We start from the raw sequence: 22,958 nt of genomic DNA, 5'->3' as shown, positions 1-22,958 counted from the left end.
TAAAAATGGTGAAAGCCACTAAGGCGCGGGATTTTACGGAGAGAAGAGAACGCATGCAATGGGGATAGAGAGATTTGTGACTAATAGTGTGAAAAGTTGTCTTAATACTGCTGTTTTTGTTTTATCTGGAAACAGAACCGCGCGAAATTATCAGGTCTACAAGGACTGTAGACCTGATAAGGCATTGGGTATTACTTATACAGATCGGCGCTGATCGTCACGTTGTTACCACGTTCTGACCACTGGCGGGTAATGTGATAGTACTTCGCGCCTTTCTTCGCTGCGCGTTTTGCTACCTGATAAGAGACTTCCGTCATGTTGCCGTAGTTACCGGTGAACTTGATGCTGTCGAACGGTACCATCATGGCGGCGGTCGCTTTGTTCAGCTCTTCAACTTTGGTTCCATCCGGCAGCGTGACAGTGTAACGTCCGCCTTTGGTGGATTGCGTTTCGAAGAAGCGGCCAACTTCAGCACTCGGAGAAGCGGTAGTTGCTACGCCCGGGATCTCAACTTTCTTCGCGGCTTCGCCACCTGCTGCTAATGCGGCACGACCAGCATCTGAATCTGCTGGGATCGCATCAGGGCTTTGTACAATGCGTTTTTTCGCATCAGCTTTATAGATGAATGCAGTAATACGCTGGTTGCCGCCCTGGTTGGCATCGACCTGACGCACGATATAGAAGGAGTAAGCACCTTTCTCTTTCGCTGCTTTGGTGATGGCATCGTTTACTTCAGGCTGGCTACGGTAGAAACCTTGCACTGTAACGGTGTCGTAAGGTTCTATCAGAACGGCCTGATCTTTTGGCAATTCCATAACGCCGTTAATGACACGGTTTTTTGACGCTTCCGCTTTTTCAGCGTCGGCTTTATAGACGTCGGCAACAACGCGCCAGTTACCGCCGCTGCCAAAATCTGAAGTATCAACAACATAAAAGGAGGCTGCACCGTCTTTATCTGCACGGCGCGAAACGGCAGCAACCGCATCACCGATAGCATTAAAACGACCGGTGACCACAATGCGGTCATAGGGTTTCAGGGCAGCCGCTTGCTCCGGCGTCAATTCTGTCGCTGCATTTACAGAAAAAGCAGTCGCAGAAATTAGTGCGGACGCCAGGAGAGTGTTCTTAAGCTTCATAAAAATAATCCTTCGCCTTGCGCAAACCAGGTACTGGTATTGTTATTGACTAGAAACGTCGCTGATTATTGCATTTAAATTGTGTCAGTGTCTGCGTCATTTTTCACTCATCGTGTCACGTTAGGTAACAACAGCGATAACATTTTGTGATATGCCGAAAATTTCGGCGTTTGGTGACCAAAACTGATAAAGCAGTTGAATTTCATAAGTTAATTTAATGTTAATTAATTGTTTTTGGCAGGTAGGTAATCATGTTTTGCCGCTTCGCTTGAGCGAATTATCAGCCTTTGTGGGCTATTTTTAGGGCATTTTATCTGTCTGAGGTTCGATTCATCTCTATTTCGCGAATTTCATAATAAATACTGTTTTTTGGCGCTAGATCACAGGCGTCATTTTCAGTAGGTTATACAGAGTTTGTTACTGTTTTATTTTATTGAGGTAACACTGACCTCTTTCGAGAGTGCGCGCATGCCTCGTGCGAACATTGATAAACCATCATCATAATTACAGATGGAAGGGAACATTATGCGAATTGGCATACCAAGAGAACGGTTAACCAATGAAACCCGCGTTGCAGCCACGCCGAAGACGGTTGAGCAGCTGCTTAAACTGGGTTTCAGCGTCGCGGTTGAAAGCGGTGCAGGTCAACTGGCGAGTTTTGACGATAAGGCGTTTGTACAAGCAGGCGCAGAAATTGTTGATGGAAATGCAGTCTGGCAGTCAGAGATCATCCTGAAGGTCAATGCGCCGGAGGAGGCGGAAATTCCGTTACTCAATCCGGGCACGACGCTGGTGAGTTTTCTTTGGCCCGCGCAAAACCCTGAGCTGCTGCAAAAACTTGCAGAGCGCAACGTGACGGTCATGGCGATGGACTCCGTGCCGCGTATTTCGCGCGCACAGTCGCTGGATGCCTTAAGCTCGATGGCGAACATCGCCGGGTATCGCGCTATTGTTGAAGCTGCACATGAATTCGGTCGCTTCTTCACCGGCCAGATCACCGCCGCAGGCAAGGTTCCACCTGCCAAGGTCATGGTGATTGGTGCGGGTGTGGCAGGTCTTGCGGCGATCGGTGCGGCAAACAGCCTGGGCGCTATCGTGCGCGCTTTTGATACCCGTCCGGAAGTGAAGGAACAAGTGCAGAGTATGGGCGCAGAGTTCCTTGAACTGGACTTTAAAGAAGAAGCGGGCAGCGGCGATGGCTATGCCAAAGTGATGTCCGAAGCGTTCATCAAAGCTGAAATGGAACTCTTCGCTGCGCAGGCGAAAGACGTCGACATTATCGTTACCACAGCGCTGATTCCGGGCAAACCGGCCCCGAAACTGATCACCCGTGAAATGGTCGATTCGATGAAAGCGGGCAGCGTAATTGTCGATCTTGCCGCGCAAAACGGCGGTAACTGCGAATATACCGTGCCTAATCAGGTGAACACCACCGAGAACGGGGTGAAGGTTATCGGCTATACCGATCTGCCTGGCCGTTTGCCAACGCAATCTTCCCAGCTGTACGGCACAAACCTCGTCAACCTGCTCAAACTGTTGTGCAAAGAGAAAGACGGCAATATCACTGTCGATTTTGACGACGTGGTTGTACGTGGTGTCACGGTGGTTCGTGATGGTGAAATCACCTGGCCTGCGCCGCCGATCCAGGTTTCTGCTCAGCCGCAGGCAGCGCCAAAAGCCGCACCTGCGCCGAAAGAAGAGAAAAAACCTGTCTCTCCGTGGCGCAAATATGCGCTGATGGCGCTGGTAGTGATTTTGTTTGGCTGGCTCGCCGACGTCGCGCCGAAAGAGTTCCTTGGTCACTTTACGGTGTTCGCGCTTTCCTGCGTGGTGGGTTACTACGTGGTCTGGAATGTGTCACATGCGTTGCATACTCCGCTGATGTCTGTGACTAACGCCATCTCGGGGATTATCGTGGTTGGGGCGTTATTGCAAATTGGCCAGGGTGGCTGGGTGAGTTTCCTGAGCTTTATCGCGGTGCTTATTGCCAGCATTAATATTTTCGGTGGCTTCACCGTGACTCAGCGCATGCTGAAAATGTTCCGGAAAAACTAAGGGGTAACATATGTCTGGAGGATTAGTTACAGCTGCATACATTGTTGCCGCGATCCTGTTTATTTTTAGTCTGGCGGGGCTTTCGAAACACGAAACCTCTCAGCAGGGTAACAACTACGGCATCGCCGGGATGGCGATTGCGCTGATTGCCACGATTTTTGGTCCGGATACCGGCAACGTTGCGTGGATCCTGGTAGCGATGATCATCGGCGGCGCGATTGGTATTCGTCTGGCGAAGAAAGTCGAAATGACCGAGATGCCGGAGCTGGTGGCAATTCTGCACAGCTTCGTCGGTCTGGCTGCGGTACTGGTGGGTTTCAACAGCTACCTGTATCACGATACGGGCCTGGAGCCGATTCTGGTGAACATTCACCTGACGGAAGTGTTCCTGGGTATCTTCATCGGTGCGGTGACCTTTACCGGTTCTGTGGTGGCCTTTGGCAAACTGCGCGGCAAGATCTCCTCTAAACCGCTGATGCTGCCGAATCGTCACAAAATGAACCTGGCGGCGCTGGTTGTTTCTTTCCTGCTGCTGGTGGTGTTTGTTCGTACCGAAAGTGTGGGCCTGCAGGTTCTGGCGCTGCTGGTGATGACCATTATTGCACTGGCTTTTGGCTGGCATCTGGTGGCGTCCATTGGCGGTGCGGATATGCCGGTTGTTGTTTCAATGCTTAACTCCTATTCAGGATGGGCGGCAGCGGCGGCGGGCTTTATGCTGAGCAACGATCTGCTGATCGTTACCGGTGCGCTGGTCGGTTCTTCTGGTGCGATCCTGTCTTACATTATGTGTAAGGCGATGAACCGTTCATTTTTCAGCGTTATTGCGGGCGGCTTTGGTTCTGACGGTTCTTCTACCGGGTCTGATGAAGAAGTTGGCGAACATCGTGAGATTACTGCGGAAGACACAGCAGAAATGCTGAAGAACTCGCACTCCGTGATCATCACCCCGGGCTACGGCATGGCAGTGGCTCAGGCACAGTATCCGGTCGCGGAAATTACTGAGAAACTGCGCGCGCGCGGCATCAAAGTGCGTTTTGGTATTCACCCGGTAGCAGGGCGCTTGCCTGGTCATATGAACGTGCTGCTGGCGGAAGCCAAAGTACCTTATGACATCGTGCTGGAAATGGATGAGATCAACGATGATTTCGCCGATACCGATACCGTGCTGGTCATTGGTGCCAACGACACGGTAAACCCGGCGGCGCAGGATGACCCGCGCAGCCCGATCGCCGGCATGCCGGTGCTGGAAGTGTGGAAAGCGCAGAACGTAATTGTGTTCAAACGTTCAATGAACACCGGCTATGCAGGTGTGCAGAACCCGCTGTTCTTTAAAGATAACACCCATATGCTGTTTGGCGATGCCAAAGCCAGCGTGGATGCGATCCTGAAAGCGCTGTAATTGCCAGTAAAAGTAAGACGGCCTCTGCGGAGGCCGTTTTTTTATACATCCAGTTTACGCTGGGTGATCCATTCCACACGAGCAGGATCGCGATGCGAGAAGAACGCGCTGGTTCCGCTGTCCATCGCGGCAATTTGCGTCATCTCTTCCGCCGTTAGGGCAAAGTCCAGCACCTGAATATTCTCGGCCATCCGCGTTTTACGCACGGTTTTCGCCAGCGAAATTATCCCACGTTGATAAATCCAACGCAGCACGACTTGACCAACGCTTTTGCCATATTTTTCACCAATAGCCGATAAGACCGGGTTCTGAAACAGGTCATTGCGTCCTTCAGCGAACGGCGCCCAGGCTTGCGGTTGAATATTCCGGCTCTGCATCCAGGCTACGGCATGCGGTTGCTGATGAAAAGGATTCACCTCAATCTGGTTAACGGCTGGAATAATGCGATTGAAAGCGATTAAATCCGCCAGACGATCCGGATGAAAGTTACTCACGCCAATCGCGCGGATTTTCCCTTCTTCATATAATTCTTCCATCGCGCGCCAGGCACCGTGCACATCGCCATAGGGCTGATGAATCAAATAAAGGTCAATATAATCCAGTTGAAGCCGTTGCAGAGAACGTGCGAATTGCGCCTTTGCGCCTGCATAGTTGGTATCCTGTAACCACAGTTTGGTAGTCACAAAAAGCGCCTCGCGGGGGACTCCGCTTTGCTTAAGTGCATTGCCGACCTGAGTTTCATTCTGGTAGGAGGCTGCGGTATCAATCAGGCGATATCCTGTATCGATGGCATCCCGTACGGCTTGCTCACATTCGCTGGCATCAGTCATTTGATAAACGCCAAATCCGAGCAGGGGCATCTCAACTCCGTTATTCAGAACTGTTGTATTCATTGGGTTCTCCTGAGCATCATCGTTGCATTGGCTGCAGATTAGCAAATCTGTGTTGATACGATTAGCCTGTGAAATTCGCATGGACCTATGAGTAGAATTCATTTCTGAAAGGTAATTGTTGGAACTCAGTCACAAAATATGACGCATATGATTTCACCATTCATGATTTCAGTTCATAAACTCATGCGGTTTTAACCGTCTAATCACGGCAATACGTTGTCTATATACTGCGACCTGACTTTTTAGAACATGACAGGGCACTATGCGTACACGTGAACATGCCTCACCGGTAACCACCGCAAGCCAGACCGGTCTTACTTTTATTCTGATCCTCAGTGGCCTGATGGCCTTTACATCGCTTTCTACCGATATTTATCTTCCAGCAATGCCGACGATGGCCGAGGATTTACATGGCAATGTTGAGCTGACGATTACTGGTTTCTTAATTGGTTTTACTATCGCACAGTTGATTTGGGGGCCGATTAGCGATCATATGGGGCGGCGTAAGCCGCTGTTTATCGGCATGGTGCTATTTATCATTGGTTCCGCAGGGTGTGCGCTGTCTACAAGTATCACGCAAATTGTTTTCTGGCGGGTGTTTCAGGCGCTTGGAGCCTGTACCGGGCCTATGCTGGCGCGAGCGATGATCCGCGATCTCTTTGCACGTACTCGTGCGGCGCAAATGCTCTCGACCCTAGTGTTGGTGATGGCGATTGCGCCAATCGCCGGACCGTTGATTGGCGGGCAAATTATTCGCCTGAGCACCTGGCACTCTATTTTTTGGCTGCTGGTGGTGATTGGTGCGCTGATGTTTATCTCCCTAAACTGGCTGCCCGAAACATTGCCGGAAGATAAACGGGTGAAAGCCTCTTTGGCTGGCGCATTTCGTAATTACCGCTCGTTGTTAACGAATGGGCGTTTTATGCGCTATACCCTGAGCCTGACGTTTTATTACGTCGGTGCGTACGCGTTTATTACCGGGTCACCGTTTGTTTATATTAGCTATTACCATGTTGATCCACAGCATTACGGCTGGTTGTTTGCGCTAAACATTATCGGTGTTATGGCGATGAGCGTGGTTAACCGTCGTCTGGTTCAACGACATGCTCTGGAACAACTGCTGAAATATGCGACGATGCTGGCGGCGCTGGCCGCAGTGGCGCTTGCACTGCTGGTTAAGCTGGAGTCAGACGGAATTGTTGCCATTATCGTTTCCATTTTTCTGCTGTTCTCGATGAATGGCATTATTGCCGCGACGTCGACTGCCGCGGCGTTGGACGCGGTACCGAACATTGCGGGTTCAGCTTCGGCGCTGATTGGCGCGTTGCAATACGGCAGCGGTATTATCTCATCGTTGCTGCTGGCCGCCTTCAGTGATGGTACGCCCTGGACCATGGCGTGGATAATAGCGCTATTTACGCTGTTAAGCGCCGTTTTGGCTTTCCGCGTGAAACGATAAAGGAAATGCTCCGTAATGGCGGGGCGAAAACTCATTCTTTGTTCAGATCGCTAAGCAGTACGGCAATACTTTGACCGCCGTTGGTTTGCTCAAGCGCGATTTTCACGATGATGGTCAGCGGCACAGAAAGCAGCATCCCCACGGGACCGAGCAACCAGCCCCAGAAGATTAACGACAGAAATACTACCAGCGTGGACAGCCCCAGCCCGCGGCCCATGATCCGCGGCTCGAGGATATTCCCGAATACCAGGTTGATGACCAGATAGCCTGCCAGAACCACCAGCGCATCATAAAGACCGCTGAATGCCAGCACCTGAGCGATAGGGGGAATGGCCGCCAATACAGAACCGATATTAGGGATGTAGTTCAGGGCGAAGGCCAGTAACCCCCAGACAAAGGCAAAGCGCACATCCAATGCAGCAAGCATGCCCCAGGCGACCAACCCGGTCACAATGCTGATTGCCGTTTTAAGCACCAGATAGTGGGAGACGCTGTCGATGGCGCGTTGAATCGCCGCCATACCTTCAATGGGGCGACTCATCATTTGTTTGAGTTTGTTGGGCAGTTGCGGTACTTCCAGCAGCATAAAAACTACCGTCAGTAGCAGTAAAAATATCGATGACATAGCATTTGAAAGCTGCGCCAGTAAATTGGTCACCAGCGTCATTGCCGCGTTCGGATCGATATATTTGACGAGCTCGTCCACGGAAACGCCGATCCCTGCGCGTTGTAACCATGGTTCAAGATTTTTCAGTGGGATAACCAGTGAAGAGCGATATTGCGGTAGCGTTCGCGCAAGTTCATTTAAGGATGTACCTAAATACGCCAACAGCAGCACCATTAACATTACAATAATAACGATAAGCAATGACACCGCAATTACGCGCGGTATGCGAAGCTTGACCATCCGCTGCACCACGGGATTGAGCACAACGGCTATAAATAACGCCAGAATAAAGGGGACGATGATATCTGCGGCAAAGCGAATACCGCTCAGGATGATAACCAGCATGCCCAGCATAATGACTATTTTTAGACCGTTAAGCGTGATGATCGGTTTCGCCATGTGTATTCCCGCATTTTTCATTTTTGAATCTGCATAATAATGTGATTTGCGTCGAGCCGTTATAACAAAAATCAAACGGGGCAGGTAAAGAAGTGAAAAGACTTTGAGTTCGCCTTGAAGCTATGATACAAATCATCTGTGTTTAACTACCGAGGACAATTATCATCCGCGATGATGAGAAGCAACACTGCGGATAATTGTAATATTATGGACAATATGTTCAGGATGTTTTTGCGTTTACCTACACTTCTTCGTACCTCCTCCACTTTCTTGCTTGCGGGTGAGCAACACTGGCGCAACGCGCTTTAGTCCCTTCTTCTGCCTGAGCTGGCGCTGTGCGCTGAGCTAACTAATTTTATTTTTTGGTTTACTGCATGCAGTAGGCCTAAAGGACTATATTCTCAAGCAGGAGAAGCATCATGTTTTACTGGATATTATTAGGTCTGGCCATCGCGGCTGAAATTACTGGTACGCTGTCAATGAAATGGGCAAGCGTTGGCCATGGTAATTCAGGCTTTATTTTAATGCTGGTAATGATCGCCTTATCATATATTTTTCTTAGTTTTGCTGTTAAAAAAATTGCCCTTGGTGTGGCCTATGCCTTGTGGGAAGGTATCGGTATTTTATTTATTACGCTGTTTAGTGTGTTGTTATTTGACGAAACCTTGTCCACGATGAAAGTGGCTGGACTGGTCTCGCTGGTATTAGGCATTGTGCTGATCAAGTCTGGTACTCGAAAACCTGCCAAAACGAGCAAAGAGGTGACCCATGCAGCAGTTTGAGTGGGTTCATGGTGCCTGGCTTGGCATGGCCATCGTGCTGGAAATAGTCGCTAACGTCTTTTTGAAATTTTCTGATGGATTTCGCCGCAAGGTTTATGGCGTGCTGTCGCTGGCTGCCGTGTTAGCGGCCTTTAGCGCGCTGTCGCAGGCGGTAAAAGGTATTGACCTTTCTGTTGCCTACGCTTTGTGGGGCGGGTTTGGGATTGCCGCGACGTTAGCGGCTGGTTGGGTGTTGTTTGGTCAGCGCCTGAATAATAAAGGCTGGATCGGCGTGGCGCTGCTGCTGGCCGGAATGGTGATGATTAAACTTGCCTGATATCCGTGCTGCCCGTTAATGCGGGCAGCATATGTTACTCCTGCGCCAACTCTTCCAGCTTATCGCGAAAACCGGTCACGGATATGGCGCGATTATCGGCTCGCCAGCGATCTTTCGCCGCCGGAGCGGAGCTTTGTACGCCAATCAACTGCCAGCCTGAATCTGTCTTCAGCATCAACGGTGAACCGCTGTCGCCCGGGAGCGTGTCGCACTGGTGCGACAAGACGGTATTCTGCGCCCAGCCGGTCACCACGCAATCCTGATGGGTGTACAAATCGTCCAGATGATCTTCCGGATAGCCCGACTGTGTGACTTTGCGATCGGCGGTTTTCAGCGCCGCGGTTAACGCCGCTTTATCACCTTCAAATAATGGTAGGGGCGTGATTCCGGAAGGCGGGTAACGCAGCACCACCAGACCAAAATCCCACGGGGCTGCTGATGGCGGCACAATCCAGCCATCGCCATCGGCTTTCAAACGCTTACCTAGTGAGGGGTCAACCCGTCCTTCGATTCCATGGATTTCATAGCGCCAGACACCCTTTTTCGACACAAAGCGTAACGCGACGGCTTTATCCGGTTTGCCTTTCGGTGGAGCGAGCAAGCAGTGTCCGGCAGTCAGGGCCAGATGCGGTGAAATGAGCGTGGCGGTACACAGATTACCACTGGCGGTTTCCAGTTGTCCGATAGCGTCCCACGGTGATTGCGTTGGGTCCGTTACTTTCGTGCGATCGTCATGACCAAAAAACAGCGTTTTTATGCTTTCTGCTTCAGCGGTGGTCGTTGCTGGCTGATCCGCATGCGCAACAACAGGAAAAAAAAAATTGAGCCCAGTAATACAGCAATGGTTTTATGCATATCACACTCTGGTGGGGAATTATGATTATAAACAGCAAACCCTCAGTTAATACTATAGACGGGACGGCGAGAAAGTGGGAGTAAAATCAGATAACTACACTCAGGAAAGATAAAAATGCATGGCAATGAGGGCGCAAATTATCAGAGTAATAAGAATGAACTCAAAGCGGTAATGTGACACCATTTTACCCTCCGAAAGGCGGCGCTACATCAGGTTGATCTAGCGCCGTATGCTATGGCGTGGGGGACGCCATAGTGACTACAAATGCGTTATGCTGCAGGTTGAGCTGCTGGTTTAGCGGTGTCGTGTTTTACGGCTTTTTTGGTGTGTTTTTTAGCGGCCTGAGCTTTCTGCTCTGGTGCTTTTTGTTCTGCTGCTGGCTTGGTTGCTGCTTTTTTGGTGTGTTTTTTAGCAGCCTGAGCTTTCTGCTCTGGCGCTTTTTGTTCTACAGCCGGTTTAGTGGTGGATTTTTTAGCGTGTTTCTTGGCAGCCTGCGCTTTCTGCGGCGCTGCTTTGTGCTGTTTTTTATGATGCGTGGTTTTTGCCGGCGCTGCTTTGGTGGTTGCAGCAGCAGTCGGAGCGGTAGTAGCAGTTGTTTCAGCGGCAAAAGCAGCAGAAGACAGACCCATAGCAGCGGCAACAACCAGAGCTAATACTTTTTTCATTCTCATACCCTCGATTTGGTTTTTCATTCAACCCCACTGCGGGGCCGTTGAAATAACTATATCGCTGTAAACACAGGGCTTCCGTGAGTCATTGGTTTCGGCGTGTAACGATATGTACAATGACTCACGGTATGAGATTACAAATAGCGGGCTTCCAGATGAGAACGGAAATAACGGCTGCTGAGCGGCTCTCCGGTCGCCTGGGTAATAAGCTGTTCAGTAGTAAAGCGGCTGCCATGCTGCCAGATGTTCTGACGTAACCAGTCAAACAGGGCACCAAACTCACCTTGGGCAATAGACTGATTCAAATCAGGCAATGCGCGGTTAGCGGCACTGAACAACTGCGCTGCATACATGGCGCCTAAGGTATAGGAAGGGAAGTAGCCAAAGCCGCCGTCAGTCCAGTGAATATCCTGCATACAACCGTTACGGTAGTTTCCGATCGTTGACAGCCCCAGCCAGGCCTGCATTTTCTCGTTCCACAATGCCGGGATATCATCCACTTCAATATCGCCATTAATAAGCGCACGTTCGATTTCATAACGCAGGATCACGTGAGCGGGATAGCTTACCTCGTCGGCATCAACACGGATAAACCCGGGTTTGACCTGCTGGTTCCAGGCGATGAAATTGCTTTCTTCAAACGCTGCCTGATCGCCAAAGTGGCGCGTTACAGCCGGAATCAACCGCATCAGAAAGGCTTTACTGCGTCCCAGTTGCATCTCAAAGAACAGACTCTGGGACTCATGAATGGCGGTTGAGCGTGCCAGAGCAATAGGTTGCCCAGACCAGCTGCGTGGCAGGTTTTGCTCATAGCGCGCATGACCGGTTTCATGGATCACGCCAAACAGCGCGCTGAGTAATTCGTTTTCATCATAGCGGGTGGTAATGCGAACATCTTCTGGTACGCCGCCACAGAAAGGATGTGCACTGATATCCAGCCGACCAGCGGTAAAGTCGAAACCTAGCTGTGCCATTGTTTCAAGACCCAGCTCTCGCTGTACAGCTGTTGGGAAGGGACCTACCGGGGCGATGAGCGATTGCTGAGACTGCTTTGCCACCACCTTGTTTAGCAGATCGGGCAGCCAGCTTTTAACGTCTGCGAAAAGGACATCCAACTGAGCGCTGGTCATTCCTGGTTCAAAGATGTCCAGTAGCGCCTCATACGGCGAACAACCTTTAGCTTCTGCGCGCAGTCGGGCTTCTTCGCGGCTGTACTTCACAACTTCTTTCAGGTTATCGGAAAATCCTTCCCAGTCATTAGCTGGTCGCTGGCTACGCCAGGCATGCTCACAGCGGCTTCCCGCAAGAGATTTTGCTTCTACCAACGATTCGGGCAACAAGGATGCCTGGTGATGCAATCGCGACATTTCGCGCAGGTTCGCCTGTTCTACATCGTTGAGATCTTCCTGTTGCGCTGCGGCGATCCACATTGCCACTTTCGGATCGGTTAACAGTTGGTGCTCAAGCACGCTCAGCTCGGCCAGCGCTTCGCCTCGGGCTTTACTGCCTCCTGGCGGCATCATGGTAAACATGTCCCAACTGGCGATTGCCGAGAGGTGGGAGAAGCGAGAGAGCCGCTGGAACGTGCGGGTGAGCTGATGGTAATTATCATTGTTACTCATTTTTTGTTCTCGTTCTGTTTAGGTGTGGTTAAGAAGTTTACCGTGATTCACTCACTTTTCATAAACACACCTTTGTACCCGGTTTTCCGTAACAGCTTTTTATAGCGAAAAGCCAGCAGAACCACAAAACAGATGGCGTAGATAATAGGGAGCGGTGATAGCACTTTTACCGACCACAGATAATGCAGCGGTAGCAAAATGGCGGCCAGGTAGACGTAGTTGTGCAATGTTTGCCAGCGTTTGCCCATTTTACGCTGAGCGGCTTGTGTCGAGGTCAACGTCAACAGGAATAAGATAATCCAACCGGCCATACCCAGCATTAGCCATGGGCGTGAAACCAGTTCACGACCCAACAATTCCAGGTTTTGTATACCCAGTTCCAGCAGAGCATAGCTGGTTATATGCAGTGTGGCCCATGCAAAGCACCATAAACCTAACAACCGCCGGGTACGAAACAACAAAGGCTGCTTTGCATAGCGCGCAAGCGGCGATACCAGCAGGGTAGCCAGCAAAAACTTCAGCGCGGTAATGCCCGTAAAGTGCTGGATATCTTTTCCCGGGTCGGCACCTAATCCGCCATGCTGCGCGGCCCAGAAGAGCCATAGCAGGGGTATAAAACCGGCGAGATGCAGCAGCACTTTCAGACCGGTTATCTGTTTTGCAGTCAACCTCACTTAAAAATACTCCCGAAGATCCATGCCCTGATATAACGATACCACCTCATCGGCATAACCATTAAAAGGTAACGTGGGCTGTCGCTGTACATCGAGAATGCCCCCCGAACCGATAAAACGCTCAGTAGCCTGAGACCAGCGAGGGTGATCCACCTGCGGATTTACGTTGGCGTAAAATCCGTATTCATTCGGTGCTGACATATTCCAGGTCGTCGGCGGCTGTTCACGCGTTAGCTTGATACTGACTATCGATTTAATGCCCTTGAAGCCGTATTTCCAGGGTACGGTCAGGCGTATCGGCGCCCCGTTTTGCGGCGGCAATGCTTTGCCATATACGCCTACGGTGAGAAGTGTGAGCGGGTGCATAGCCTCATCCAACCGCAGACCTTCGACATAGGGATATTTCAACCCACCGCCAATAAAGCGGTCTTTCTGGCCCGGCATTTCATCAGGGGCGTAGCGTGTTTCAAAAGCGACGTATTTGGCGTGACTGGTTGGCTCAACCAGCGCCAGTAATTTATGCAACGGAAAACCCACCCACGGCACAACCATTGACCAGGCCTCAACGCAACGCATCCGATAAATACGTTCTTCTAATGGAAAGCGTGTGGTCAGCGCATCATGATCCAAGGTTAAAGGTTTGTTGACCTCACCACTGATGGTTAACGTCCAGGGATCGGTTTTCAGACTACCGGCATTGGCCGCAGGATCGGCTTTATCCAGACCAAATTCATAGAAGTTGTTGTAGCCCGTCACCTTGTCTTCTGGCGTCAGAGACAGGCTGTTTTGCCAGCGTTCGGGCTTAGTAAATTCGAGCGCTTTGCCTGCGGGTGCGGGTGGACGATCGTTGCCTTTAAACCAATCCAACAAATTAGCCTGTGTTGGGTAAGGCAGCGTGGCCGCCGCCGCGCCTATCCCAAGTGCTTTGAGGATTTGTCGTCGTTGCATAAAAAAAACTGATTCGGCTGTAACATCAGCTTCCCGAAGTGGACGTTTTTTCTGCATAACTTTTCCTTTTTATTTTCATGTTAAGGAAAACAAAGCGACGTTTCCCTGTTTATGCCTGACGTGTCTATAACGACATACTGCGCGTATGCGTATCCCTGGATCCTCACGAAAAGTTAAAAATTTTGTGATAACTTCCGCCCCTTGCCTGAGGTAAGCTTTCAGCATGACGAGAGGGGGATGACACTGATGGCAGGCGCGAAAAAGATATTTTTGGTGGAAGATGACAGCGATATTGCCTCACTTTTGCAGCTTAGCCTGAAGGATGAGGGTTACGAGATTGTTCATGAGGCGGACGGCACGCGAGCGCTTGAACAACTGGAGAAACACGTCTGGGATGCCGTTATCCTCGATTTGATGCTACCGGGTGTCGACGGGCTGGAGATTTGCCGTCGCATTCGCCAAATGAGTTTTTATTTGCCCGTCATCATTATCAGCGCCCGCACCAGTGAAACGCACCGTGTATTGGGGCTGGAAATGGGTGCCGATGATTATCTGGCCAAACCTTTCTCGGTGCTGGAGTTGATGGCCCGGGTAAAGGCATTGTTTCGTCGTCAGGAAGCGATGAGTCAGAACCTACGTATGGAGGCGGGGATTATCACCGTTCATGGCGTAGAGATTGACCCATTAGCCCGGGAAGTCCGCCAGCATGGTAAATCCCTCGATTTAACACCGCGCGAATTCGATCTGCTCTATTTCTTCGCCCGTCATCCAGGCGAGGTCTTTTCGCGTCAGGCACTGTTAGATCAGGTGTGGGGCTACCAGCATGAAGGGTATGAGCATACGGTGAACAGTCATATTAATCGCCTGCGGACCAAAATTGAAAAGGATGCTGCGGAGCCGGAAATTATTCTCACGGTTTGGGGACGAGGCTATAAGTTAGCAGCGGTTAATGCGGAGCATCAGGAATGATTTATCGCCTGTCGCTGAGCCAGCGTCTGACTCTGGTCTTTACTGCCATTATGCTGATTTGTGCGGTTACCGTCAGTGTTGTCCAGATCCGCAGCAGTAAACAGTATGGCGACGCCATGGTGCAAAGGCTCTCGCTGGAGCTGGCGAGCAAGATTGTCAAAAGTGAGTCGCTTATTGATACCAGCGGGCAGGTTAATCGCCAGACCTTAAAAGGATTGTTTAATCACCTGATGACGCTCAACCCCAGCGTGGAGCTGTATCTGGTTTCACCATCAGGTGAAATACTCGCTGATGCCGCACCGCCTGGGCATATCCAGCGGCAGAAAATTAGCGTACAGCCGATACAGGATTTCCTTAATTCAGAAGAGTTGCCTGTATATGGCAACGATCCGCGCAGCAGCCAGCAAAAGGTATTCAGCGCCGCGCCGGTTTTATATAACGGTGAGCTGCATGGCTATTTGTACATTATTTTGCAGGGTGAAGACCTGAATATGCTGGCGAATACCGCATGGCAAAAAACGCTCTGGAATACCGTGGCCTGGACGTTAATACTGGTTTTATTAGCCGGTGCCATCGCGGGATTCCTGGTGTGGCGATGGGTGACGAATCCAGTGAAAAGGCTGACTGGGCAGGTGGTCAAACTGGAACAGGACAGCATTAGCGTCATCAAACAACTGGCGCAAAAAAATCCCGAACCGGTACCGGAGAATGAAATTGCGCTGCTGAACAATGCGTTTATTGAGTTAGCGCAGAAAATTGCCCAGCAGTGGGATTTATTAGCTGACAGCGATCGTCAGCGCAGAGAGTTTATAGCCAATATTTCGCACGATTTACGTACGCCGCTCACTTCACTGCTGGGGTATCTGGAAATGCTGTCGCTGAAAGCCGATACGATGACGCCGGAGGAAAACCGGCATTATCTTAGCATCGCGCTGCGCCAGGGGCATAAAGTTCGCCATCTGTCACAACAGCTGTTTGAGCTGGCAAGGCTGGAGCATGGTGGTATAAAACCGCAGCGTGAACGTTTTGCTATTGGTGAATTGATTCAGGATGTGGCGCAGAAATTTGATCTCCCTGTTGCCACGCGTCATTTACAGTTGCACCTGGACGTAATGGGGCCGTTACCGCTGGTGAATGCCGATTTATCGATGATAGAAAGAGTCGTGACGAATCTGCTGGATAACGCTATCCGTCATACGCCTGACGGAGGTGAAGTACGGTTAAAAGTCTGGCGTGATGCAGACCGTTTATTCGCCGAAGTGCAGGACAGTGGGCCAGGGGTAGAAGAAGCTGTGCGAAAAGTATTGTTTCAGCGCCCGACCGCGTTAATTCCCCGTGAGAAACGAGCTGAGCGCGGTGGGCTGGGCTTACTGATCGTGCGTAGAATGCTCGAACTGCATGGAGGGGATATCAGCCTGGTTAGCTCAACGGCAGGGGCCTGCTTCCGTTTTTCGTTGCCGCTGGCGGATTCTCCCCTGAGTAGTTGACGGTGATGTTTCAGAGTAAATAGGGTTTTGGCATTGTCCCCATGGGCATTGCGTAAAAGTTGGTAGGTTGTCAGTGATAATGAGAATTTTTATCATATATCGATAATTCATCAGCTTATCTTCGATGAGCGCAAGGAGATCGTATGTCACAGGATGCCGACAACCTGTATATCGCCAGGACCAAAGCAGTTGCTGGCTGCTTTTCAATGTTTTTACTGATGTTTGGCCTTACGTTTACCCCGTTGTTTTTCCCCGCGAGTCAGGACCTGCTTGCCAAAGGGCTACTTTTTCCGCTGTTGTTTGCTTTGGAATTTGTTGTGCTGGTTCCGCTGTATTATTTCTTCTTTAGAAAAAGAGAGGGGCTGGGCAAAGGCATTTTCAACGCCAGGTGGTTTACCATTTTGTTTGCGGCGCTGCTTTTTATTCAGCTTATCCTGCCATTGGTTTTGGGGCTTAGACAAACCGAAGCGTGGGTGACCAGCCAAATATCCTTAAGTAGTTATGCGTTGTGGTTATCTACGTTGACCCTGATATTTATCGCGCCAGTTTATGAAGAAATTGTTTTCAGAGGCTGTTTATTCAACGCGTTCCAGTACTGGTTCAATAATAAAACCTGGCTGTCGTCAGTGGTGGTATCGGTCATTTTTGCCATCATGCATACGCAGTATGTGGATCTACGCACGTTGCTGATGTTGTTTCTTGTGTCGCAGGTGTTGATCCTGGCCAGACTGAAAAGCAACGGTCTGTTGATGCCAATTTTGCTGCATATAGTGATGAACGGGACAGTTGTTGCTCTGCAGATGGCGGCTCAGACGTTACAGCCAGGGTGATGAAGGTGATGCCCGGAACCCGGGCATCGCGGATTATACGTGCAGACGATGGTGCAAACGCGCACCGACCAGCAACGCCAACACCAGCATCAGGGCGATAAATCCGCCCACGCCGTTCCAGCCATAGCTGTGCCAGAACACACCGCCCAGCGTACCGGCAATGCTGGATCCCAGATAATAGCTGAACAGATACAGGGAAGAAGCCTGGCCTTTAGCGCGTTTTGCTCGTGGTCCAATCCAACTGCTTGCTACGGAGTGCGCGGCAAAGAACCCGGCCGAAAAGAGCAGCATCCCGGCGAAGATCAGCCATAGCGATGTGAACATGGTCATCAAAAGTCCAACCAGCATCACGCCTGTTGAAAAGAGCATTACCGGGCCACGGCCATAACGAGTGGTCATAGAACCCGCCTTTGGCGAACTCCATGTCCCGGTCAGATACGCCACAGATAACAAACCTACAACCGCCTGGCTGAGCTCCCACGGGGAGAGCATCAGGCGGTAGCCGATGTAATTAAACAGCGTGACAAACGATCCCATCAGTAAAAAACCTTCCGCAAACAGCAGCGGCAAGCCTCTGTCGCGCCAGTGCAAACGGAAGTTGATAAACAACGTTTTCGGGCGCAGCGACGTGGGTCTGAAATGACGGGATTCCGGTAAGATTTTCCAGAACATCAGCGCAGAGGCAAGGGCAAAACAGCCGATCGCCGCCAGCGCGATACGCCAGTTAAAAAAGTCGGTAAACACGCCGCTGATCAAGCGACCACTCATTCCGCCAATTGAGTTACCGCTGATATACAGGCCCATTGAGAAGGCGACGAAGCTGGGATGAATTTCTTCACTCAGATAGGTCATCCCTACCGCTGCGACGCCGCTCAGTGAAAGTCCTATCAGAGCACGCATGATTAAAATACCGTGCCAGCTGGTCATCATCGTTGAAAGCAGCGTACAACAAGAGGCGAGCAGCAGCGCGGTAACCATCACCGGCTTGCGGCCAATAGCATCTGAAAGTGGGCCGGTAAACAGTAACCCTATCGCCAGCATCGCCGTCGAGATGGAAAGCGAGATACTGCTGCTTGCGGGAGAGACCCCAAACTCGTGCGAGAGCACTGGCAGTATGGGTTGTACGCAATAGAGGAGGGCAAAAGTCGCCAGTCCGGCGGAAAACAGCGCCAGCGTGACGCGCATAAATGGGGATGTTCCGCGTTTGATAAATCCATCCGGCGGGGTAACTATCTGTTCATCAACATCGCTTGTTGGCGCGGTATCGACAGTTGTTGTACGGCTCACTTGAAATCCTTGCTCATTCAATTACGTCTACAGGACCAGCCTTAAGAGTATGAAAATCACAATATTCTGTCTAATATATTAATAATCTCAAATAATATTTTAAAAATATGAATATCGAACTGCGTCATTTACGTTACTTTGTGGCCGTTGCCGAAGAGTTGCATTTTGGTCGGGCGGCGGCGCGGTTAAACATTTCGCAACCGCCGCTAAGTCAGCAGATCCAGATCCTTGAACAGCAGGTTGGCGCCCGGTTACTTGCCCGAACTAACCGTAGCGTGGCGCTGACCTCTGCCGGAAAGCAGTTTCTGGCGGACAGTCGGCAGATCCTCGGGCTGGTTAATGAAGCCGCTGCCAGGGCTGAGCGTTTGCATCTGGGAGAAGCAGGGGAATTGCGTATCGGCTTTACGTCGTCCGCGCCGTTTATCAAAGCGGTTTCAGATACGTTATCGCTGTTTCGCCAAAGCTACCCGGCAGTGCATATGCAAACCCGTGAAATGAACACGCGTGAGCAAATTGCCCCGCTCAATGAAGGAACGCTGGATTTGGGACTTCTGCGTAATACGCAGCTTCCGGAAACGCTGGAGCGTGAAATCATTCTGCATGAACCACTGATGGCAATGATCCCACGTGCGCATCCGTTGGCGCAAAAACCCGTGGTCACGTTGGCCGAACTGGCGAATGAGCCATTTGTCTTTTTTGACCCCCATGTGGGGACAGGGTTGTATGACGATATTCTGGGCCTGATGCGTCGCTATGGACTGAAACCGACGATTGCGCAGGAGGTTGGCGAGGCGATGACTATCATTGGGCTGGTGGCCGCAGGATTAGGGGTTTCTATACTTCCTGCTTCTTTTAAACGGGTGCAACTGTATGAAATGTGTTGGATCCCGATAGCGGAAGAAGATGCTGTCTCGGAAATGTGGTTAGTGTGGCCAAAGCATCATGAGCAAAGTCACGCCGCGCAACGCTTTCGCGAGCAGCTTCTGGCGGCCGTTCAGAGCGGTTAATTTAGTTTAAAAATGGGCGAAAATGTGCAGTAAATCACAAGGCTAAGTAAAAAGTTGACGGAAGCCATTGAAGTGCTTCACCATAGCCCGCAGATTATTTCGGAGCGCGAAAATAAAGGGAGTAAGTGGTGGTTGCTGATAGTCAGCCTGGGCATATCGATCAAATTAAGCAGACCAATGCGGGTGCGGTTTATCGCCTGATTGATCAGCTGGGTCCGGTATCGCGTATTGATCTCTCCCGCCTGGCACAATTGGCGCCTGCCAGCATTACCAAAATTGTCCGCGAAATGCTCGAAGCGCATCTGGTGCAAGAGCTGGAAATCAAGGAAGCGGGTAGCCGTGGTCGTCCGGCCGTTGGGCTGGTTGTCGAAACGGAGGCCTGGCACTACTTATCCATTCGTATCAGTCGTGGCGAGATTTTTCTGGCGCTACGCGATCTGAGCAGCAAACTGGTGGTTGAAGATTGCCTGGACATGCCACTGGTCAGTGAAACGCCGTTGCTGGATCGCGTGATAACCCAGGTCGATCAGTTTTTCATCCGCCACCAGCAAAAGCTGGAGCGCTTAACCTCCATCGCCATCACTTTACCCGGTATTATCGATACTGAAAACGGTATCGTTCATCGCATGCCATTTTACGAAGATGTCAAAGAGATGCCGTTGGGCGAAGCGCTTGAGAACCATACCGGCGTGCCGGTGTATATTCAGCACGATATCAGCGCCTGGACGATGGCCGAGGCGCTTTTTGGCGCATCGCGCGGTGCGCGCGACGTCATTCAGGTGGTGATCGATCATAACGTGGGTGCAGGGGTGATCACTGACGGCCATTTGCTGCATGCAGGCAGCAGTAGCCTGGTGGAGATTGGTCATACGCAGGTCGATCCCTACGGTAAACGCTGCTATTGCGGCAACCATGGTTGTCTGGAAACAATCGCCAGCGTCGATAGCGTGCTCGAATTGGCGCAGGTGCGCCTGAAGCAGTCAATGAGTTCTTCTCTACATGGGCAACCGTTAACGGTAGACGCGCTGTGTCTGGCGGCCATGCAGGGTGATTTATTGGCGAAAGATATCATTAGCGGCGTTGGGACCCACGTCGGTCGAATTCTTGCCATCATGGTGAATTTGTTCAACCCGCAAAAGATATTGATTGGCTCTCCGCTCAGTAAAGCGGCAGATATCTTGTTCCCAACCATCGCTGACAGCATTCGTCAGCAGGCGCTTCCGGCTTACAGTCAGCATATAGTCGTTGAAAGTACCCAGTTTACCAATCAGGGGACGATGGCGGGGGCGGCACTCGTGAAGGACGCGATGTATAACGGTTCTTTGTTGATTCGTCTATTACAGGGTTAACATTTTTTAACTGTTGTACGAAAAATTGCGCTATCTCAAGCTGATCCTGGTCGTCATACCTTAGACTTTCTCCACTGTTTTATTTTCCTGACTTATATTTTCAAAGCATAGCGGTGGAGTTAGTGATGCTGAAGCGTTTCTTTATTACAGGTACAGACACTTCTGTTGGGAAGACCGTGGTTTCCCGCGCATTACTACAAGCGTTAGCGTCAGGGGGTAAAAGCGTTGCGGGTTACAAACCTGTAGCCAAAGGCAGCAAAGAGACGCCCGAAGGTCTGCGCAACAAAGATGCACTGGTACTGCAAAGTGTGTCATCTATCGAGCTGCCCTATGAGGCGATTAACCCAATTGCGTTGAGCGAAGATGAAAGTAGCGTGGCGCATAGTGGTCCGGTCAATTACACCCTGTTATCCAACGGTCTCGCAAGCCTCAGCGAAAAAGTCGATCACGTTGTCGTGGAAGGCACCGGAGGCTGGCGGAGCTTGATGAACGATCTGCGTCCGTTATCGGAGTGGGTGGTGCAGGAACAACTGCCGGTGCTGATGGTAGTGGGTATCCAGGAAGGCTGTATTAACCATGCGATCCTCACCGCGCAGGCGATTGCCAGCGACGGACTGCCGCTGATTGGCTGGGTTGCGAATCGCATTAACCCGGGGCTGGCACATTATGCGGAAATCATTGATGTGCTGGGTAAAAAATTACCTGCACCGCTGATCGGTGAACTGCCTTATCTACCTCGTGCAGAGCAGCGTGAACTGTCTCAGTACATCCGCCTGTCAATGCTCGGCAGCGTGCTGTCGGTAGATAGAGTCGTGGCGTAACGTACGCGAGAGCACCGACGCCAGGACACAGGCGATCAGTAATCCGGGGAGCAGGCGATACTCCCCGGTCATTTCACAAACCATCAACGTCGACATTATTGGTGCATGCGTGGTAGCCGCCAGCAGCGTGGCCATCCCCGTTAATCCCAGTAAAATAGCAATCTCATCCGAGCCTGTAAGCCATAATCCCCATACCTGACCCAGCAACATGCCCACCGACAAGCCGACAAACAGCGTTGGCGTAAACACGCCACCCGGGGCACCGGATCCACTGCTGGCAAGCACCGCCAGTAATTTGCAGATAAAAATCCCGCTAACCACGGCCAGCAGCGGTGGTGAAAGTAAATATGACTGCACCACGCTGTAGCCATTACCCCAGACCGTAGGCGTGAGCAATGAAAGCAGGCCAACGATCAACCCGCCAAGCGCCAGTTGCCACGGTGGCGAGAGTTTTAAGCGCAAAAATACATTATGGCTGGCGGTCATCAACCACATGAAGAGCGGTCCGCAGATGCCAGCAGCCAGACCGGTGCTGACAATCATAACGTATTCCAGAGCATGTAATTCCCGCGACAGGTGCACGGTATACAGCAGTGCATTGCTGTCGCTAAGCAGATTGGTGGTGAGTAATGCGACTACGGCGGACACCACTACCGGCCCCAGTGAGGCGAGGATCAGCGTGCCAAACAATACTTCGGCAATAAATAAACTGCCCGCCAGCGGGGCATGATAGGCTCCAGCCATACCTGCAGCGGCGCCGCAGGCAATCCATAACTTCCATTCTGTACGCGGGGTAAAGCGTTGAGCAAAGCAGGAGGCCGCCAGCGCCGCCAGTAAAATCATGGCACCTTCACGTCCGATGGCGCTCCCGCTGGCGACGACCAGTAACGAGGCCAGCGATTTCACCAGGCTTGCACTGACGTCAAATTGTCCGTCGGTTTGCAGGGCTTCCATATAATCAGTGGGAGCCTGCGGACGTAAACGGTTAAATTTTTGCCAACCCCACAGTAGTAATCCAGCCGCCAGACCGCCGAGTGCAGGTGTCAGCATACGCCTTAAAGGCGAAAGGTTTGTCGCTGCGTTGACCAGACTTCCCGTGTTGTTGCTCAGAAACAACCATTCGAGAAGCAGCATGGCATGACGAAATCCTGCGACGGCCAGCGCAGCAAGGACGCCAATCAACGCGGCGATCAGCAGGCGGCGGAACATGGCACGCAGGTCAGGGTAAGCATGTAAATGATGCATGAGTGGCCAGAGAGGAAGTTTCAGACGTTTTATTTTGCGGCTATTTGACAACAGAAGCAAAAGCTCAGCGTGCGCAACAGGATGCACCA

General features: G+C 51.2%; 20 protein-coding genes and 1 pseudogene. 11 read left to right on the top strand and 10 right to left on the bottom strand.

Annotated features, from left to right (window positions below; all coding sequences use genetic code 11):
* Positions 1 to 191 precede the first annotated feature (191 nt).
* Positions 192 to 1,136, bottom strand: a complete 945-nt coding sequence (ydgH, locus tag GHC22_RS12550) for a DUF1471 family protein YdgH (protein WP_003832856.1) — start codon at positions 1,134 to 1,136, stop codon at positions 192 to 194.
* A gap of 525 nt (positions 1,137 to 1,661) precedes the next feature.
* Here ydgH and pntA point away from each other — a divergent pair.
* Both pntA and pntB read left to right on the top strand, forming a co-directional pair.
* On the top strand, positions 1,662 to 3,191 hold the full coding sequence (gene pntA / locus GHC22_RS12545) for a Re/Si-specific NAD(P)(+) transhydrogenase subunit alpha (RefSeq protein ID WP_103285169.1): 1,530 nt from the start codon (positions 1,662 to 1,664) through the stop codon (positions 3,189 to 3,191).
* A gap of 10 nt (positions 3,192 to 3,201) precedes the next feature.
* Positions 3,202 to 4,590 (top strand): Re/Si-specific NAD(P)(+) transhydrogenase subunit beta, encoded by a 1,389-nt coding sequence (pntB, locus tag GHC22_RS12540; protein WP_003832859.1) that lies wholly within the window; start codon positions 3,202 to 3,204, stop codon positions 4,588 to 4,590.
* A gap of 41 nt (positions 4,591 to 4,631) precedes the next feature.
* Here pntB and GHC22_RS12535 read toward each other — a convergent pair whose 3' ends face one another.
* Positions 4,632 to 5,483, bottom strand: a complete 852-nt coding sequence (locus tag GHC22_RS12535; RefSeq protein WP_079934003.1) for an aldo/keto reductase — start codon at positions 5,481 to 5,483, stop codon at positions 4,632 to 4,634.
* A 262-nt stretch (positions 5,484 to 5,745) separates the two neighbouring features.
* Between GHC22_RS12535 and GHC22_RS12530 the strand changes: the two genes are divergently transcribed.
* On the top strand, positions 5,746 to 6,942 hold the full coding sequence (locus GHC22_RS12530) for a multidrug effflux MFS transporter (protein ID WP_153753130.1): 1,197 nt from the start codon (positions 5,746 to 5,748) through the stop codon (positions 6,940 to 6,942).
* 31 nt (positions 6,943 to 6,973) lie between these two features.
* Here GHC22_RS12530 and GHC22_RS12525 read toward each other — a convergent pair whose 3' ends face one another.
* Entirely contained in the window at positions 6,974 to 8,008 is a 1,035-nt protein-coding gene (locus GHC22_RS12525) for an AI-2E family transporter (protein ID WP_003832866.1), read from the bottom strand.
* Positions 8,009 to 8,424: 416 nt separating this feature from the next.
* Between GHC22_RS12525 and mdtJ the strand changes: the two genes are divergently transcribed.
* Positions 8,425 to 8,790 carry a multidrug/spermidine efflux SMR transporter subunit MdtJ gene (gene mdtJ, locus GHC22_RS12515; RefSeq protein WP_162623449.1) on the top strand — a complete coding sequence of 122 codons (366 nt, stop codon included), beginning with the start codon at positions 8,425 to 8,427 and terminating at the stop codon, positions 8,788 to 8,790.
* Positions 8,777 to 9,106: a multidrug/spermidine efflux SMR transporter subunit MdtI gene (mdtI, locus tag GHC22_RS12510; protein ID WP_008784713.1), complete on the top strand. Its 330-nt coding sequence runs from the start codon at positions 8,777 to 8,779 to the stop codon at positions 9,104 to 9,106. Before mdtJ ends, mdtI begins: the two co-directional genes overlap by 14 nt.
* Positions 9,107 to 9,140: 34 nt before the next feature.
* Here mdtI and GHC22_RS12505 read toward each other — a convergent pair.
* From GHC22_RS12505 to msrP, 5 genes and pseudogenes are all read right to left on the bottom strand, one after another.
* A pseudogene (locus GHC22_RS12505) lies at positions 9,141 to 9,961 on the bottom strand (serine protease).
* A 270-nt stretch (positions 9,962 to 10,231) separates the two neighbouring features.
* Entirely contained in the window at positions 10,232 to 10,627 is a 396-nt protein-coding gene (gene asr / locus GHC22_RS12500; protein ID WP_048214236.1) for an acid resistance repetitive basic protein Asr, read from the bottom strand.
* Between the two features lie 137 nt (positions 10,628 to 10,764).
* Positions 10,765 to 12,252 carry a carboxypeptidase M32 gene (locus GHC22_RS12495; protein WP_153753128.1) on the bottom strand — a complete coding sequence of 496 codons (1,488 nt, stop codon included), beginning with the start codon at positions 12,250 to 12,252 and terminating at the stop codon, positions 10,765 to 10,767.
* 47 nt (positions 12,253 to 12,299) lie between these two features.
* Positions 12,300 to 12,926, bottom strand: a complete 627-nt coding sequence (gene msrQ / locus GHC22_RS12490; RefSeq protein WP_128611551.1) for a protein-methionine-sulfoxide reductase heme-binding subunit MsrQ — start codon at positions 12,924 to 12,926, stop codon at positions 12,300 to 12,302.
* A complete protein-coding gene (gene msrP / locus GHC22_RS12485) occupies positions 12,927 to 13,931 on the bottom strand; it encodes a protein-methionine-sulfoxide reductase catalytic subunit MsrP (protein ID WP_153753126.1) in 1,005 nt (334 codons plus the stop codon).
* A 189-nt stretch (positions 13,932 to 14,120) separates the two neighbouring features.
* Here msrP and GHC22_RS12480 point away from each other — a divergent pair, with 189 nt between their 5' ends.
* The 3 genes from GHC22_RS12480 to GHC22_RS12470 all read left to right on the top strand — a co-directional run bounded on the left by GHC22_RS12480 (position 14,121) and on the right by GHC22_RS12470 (position 17,160).
* Positions 14,121 to 14,843, top strand: coding sequence for a response regulator transcription factor (locus GHC22_RS12480; protein WP_153753985.1), 723 nt, complete (start codon positions 14,121 to 14,123; stop codon positions 14,841 to 14,843).
* Positions 14,840 to 16,330 (top strand): ATP-binding protein, encoded by a 1,491-nt coding sequence (locus GHC22_RS12475; RefSeq protein ID WP_153753124.1) that lies wholly within the window; start codon positions 14,840 to 14,842, stop codon positions 16,328 to 16,330. The genes GHC22_RS12480 and GHC22_RS12475 overlap by 4 nt, the downstream gene beginning before the upstream one ends.
* 143 nt (positions 16,331 to 16,473) lie before the next feature.
* Entirely contained in the window at positions 16,474 to 17,160 is a 687-nt protein-coding gene (locus GHC22_RS12470; protein WP_060682237.1) for a CPBP family intramembrane glutamic endopeptidase, read from the top strand.
* A 33-nt stretch (positions 17,161 to 17,193) separates the two neighbouring features.
* On the opposite strand, the gene GHC22_RS12465 is transcribed toward GHC22_RS12470, so the two are convergent.
* A complete protein-coding gene (locus GHC22_RS12465; protein WP_153753122.1) occupies positions 17,194 to 18,447 on the bottom strand; it encodes an MFS transporter in 1,254 nt (417 codons plus the stop codon).
* Between the two features lie 107 nt (positions 18,448 to 18,554).
* On the opposite strand from GHC22_RS12465, the gene GHC22_RS12460 reads away from it, so the two are divergent.
* The 3 genes from GHC22_RS12460 (at position 18,555) to bioD (ending at position 21,624) form a co-directional block, all read left to right on the top strand.
* Positions 18,555 to 19,454, top strand: coding sequence for a LysR family transcriptional regulator (locus GHC22_RS12460; RefSeq protein ID WP_032943386.1), 900 nt, complete (start codon positions 18,555 to 18,557; stop codon positions 19,452 to 19,454).
* Between the two features lie 128 nt (positions 19,455 to 19,582).
* On the top strand, positions 19,583 to 20,803 hold the full coding sequence (gene mlc / locus GHC22_RS12455; protein WP_048214222.1) for a sugar metabolism global transcriptional regulator Mlc: 1,221 nt from the start codon (positions 19,583 to 19,585) through the stop codon (positions 20,801 to 20,803).
* Between the two features lie 125 nt (positions 20,804 to 20,928).
* A complete protein-coding gene (gene bioD / locus GHC22_RS12450; protein WP_020996409.1) occupies positions 20,929 to 21,624 on the top strand; it encodes a dethiobiotin synthase in 696 nt (231 codons plus the stop codon).
* On the opposite strand, the gene clcB is transcribed toward bioD, so the two are convergent.
* On the bottom strand, positions 21,580 to 22,869 hold the full coding sequence (clcB, locus tag GHC22_RS12445) for a voltage-gated ClC-type chloride channel ClcB (RefSeq protein WP_153753120.1): 1,290 nt from the start codon (positions 22,867 to 22,869) through the stop codon (positions 21,580 to 21,582). The two genes, bioD and clcB, sit on opposite strands and share 45 nt — an antisense overlap.
* Positions 22,870 to 22,958: the final 89 nt, after the last annotated feature.

Source organism: Citrobacter sp. H12-3-2 (genome assembly GCF_009649895.1).
Taxonomy (GTDB): domain Bacteria; phylum Pseudomonadota; class Gammaproteobacteria; order Enterobacterales; family Enterobacteriaceae; genus Citrobacter; species Citrobacter portucalensis.
This window is presented reverse-complemented; position numbering and strand designations above follow the sequence as displayed.

Excerpts from the sequence above, each read along its gene's own strand:
- pntB (WP_003832859.1), top strand. The coding sequence starts at position 3,202 with ATGTCTGGAGGATTAGTTACAGCTGCATACATTGTTGCCGCGATCCTG.
- GHC22_RS12535 (WP_079934003.1), bottom strand. The coding sequence starts at position 5,483 with ATGAATACAACAGTTCTGAATAACGGAGTTGAGATGCCCCTGCTCGGA.
- GHC22_RS12475 (WP_153753124.1), top strand. The coding sequence starts at position 14,840 with ATGATTTATCGCCTGTCGCTGAGCCAGCGTCTGACTCTGGTCTTTACT.
- asr (WP_048214236.1), bottom strand. The coding sequence starts at position 10,627 with ATGAAAAAAGTATTAGCTCTGGTTGTTGCCGCTGCTATGGGTCTGTCT.
- mdtI (WP_008784713.1), top strand. The coding sequence starts at position 8,777 with ATGCAGCAGTTTGAGTGGGTTCATGGTGCCTGGCTTGGCATGGCCATC.
- pntA (WP_103285169.1), top strand. The coding sequence starts at position 1,662 with ATGCGAATTGGCATACCAAGAGAACGGTTAACCAATGAAACCCGCGTT.
- GHC22_RS12525 (WP_003832866.1), bottom strand. The coding sequence starts at position 8,008 with ATGGCGAAACCGATCATCACGCTTAACGGTCTAAAAATAGTCATTATG.
- GHC22_RS12470 (WP_060682237.1), top strand. The coding sequence starts at position 16,474 with ATGTCACAGGATGCCGACAACCTGTATATCGCCAGGACCAAAGCAGTT.
- bioD (WP_020996409.1), top strand. The coding sequence starts at position 20,929 with ATGCTGAAGCGTTTCTTTATTACAGGTACAGACACTTCTGTTGGGAAG.
- ydgH (WP_003832856.1), bottom strand. The coding sequence starts at position 1,136 with ATGAAGCTTAAGAACACTCTCCTGGCGTCCGCACTAATTTCTGCGACT.
- msrP (WP_153753126.1), bottom strand. The coding sequence starts at position 13,931 with ATGCAGAAAAAACGTCCACTTCGGGAAGCTGATGTTACAGCCGAATCA.
- GHC22_RS12460 (WP_032943386.1), top strand. The coding sequence starts at position 18,555 with ATGAATATCGAACTGCGTCATTTACGTTACTTTGTGGCCGTTGCCGAA.
- GHC22_RS12480 (WP_153753985.1), top strand. The coding sequence starts at position 14,121 with ATGGCAGGCGCGAAAAAGATATTTTTGGTGGAAGATGACAGCGATATT.
- GHC22_RS12495 (WP_153753128.1), bottom strand. The coding sequence starts at position 12,252 with ATGAGTAACAATGATAATTACCATCAGCTCACCCGCACGTTCCAGCGG.
- clcB (WP_153753120.1), bottom strand. The coding sequence starts at position 22,869 with ATGCATCATTTACATGCTTACCCTGACCTGCGTGCCATGTTCCGCCGC.
- GHC22_RS12530 (WP_153753130.1), top strand. The coding sequence starts at position 5,746 with ATGCGTACACGTGAACATGCCTCACCGGTAACCACCGCAAGCCAGACC.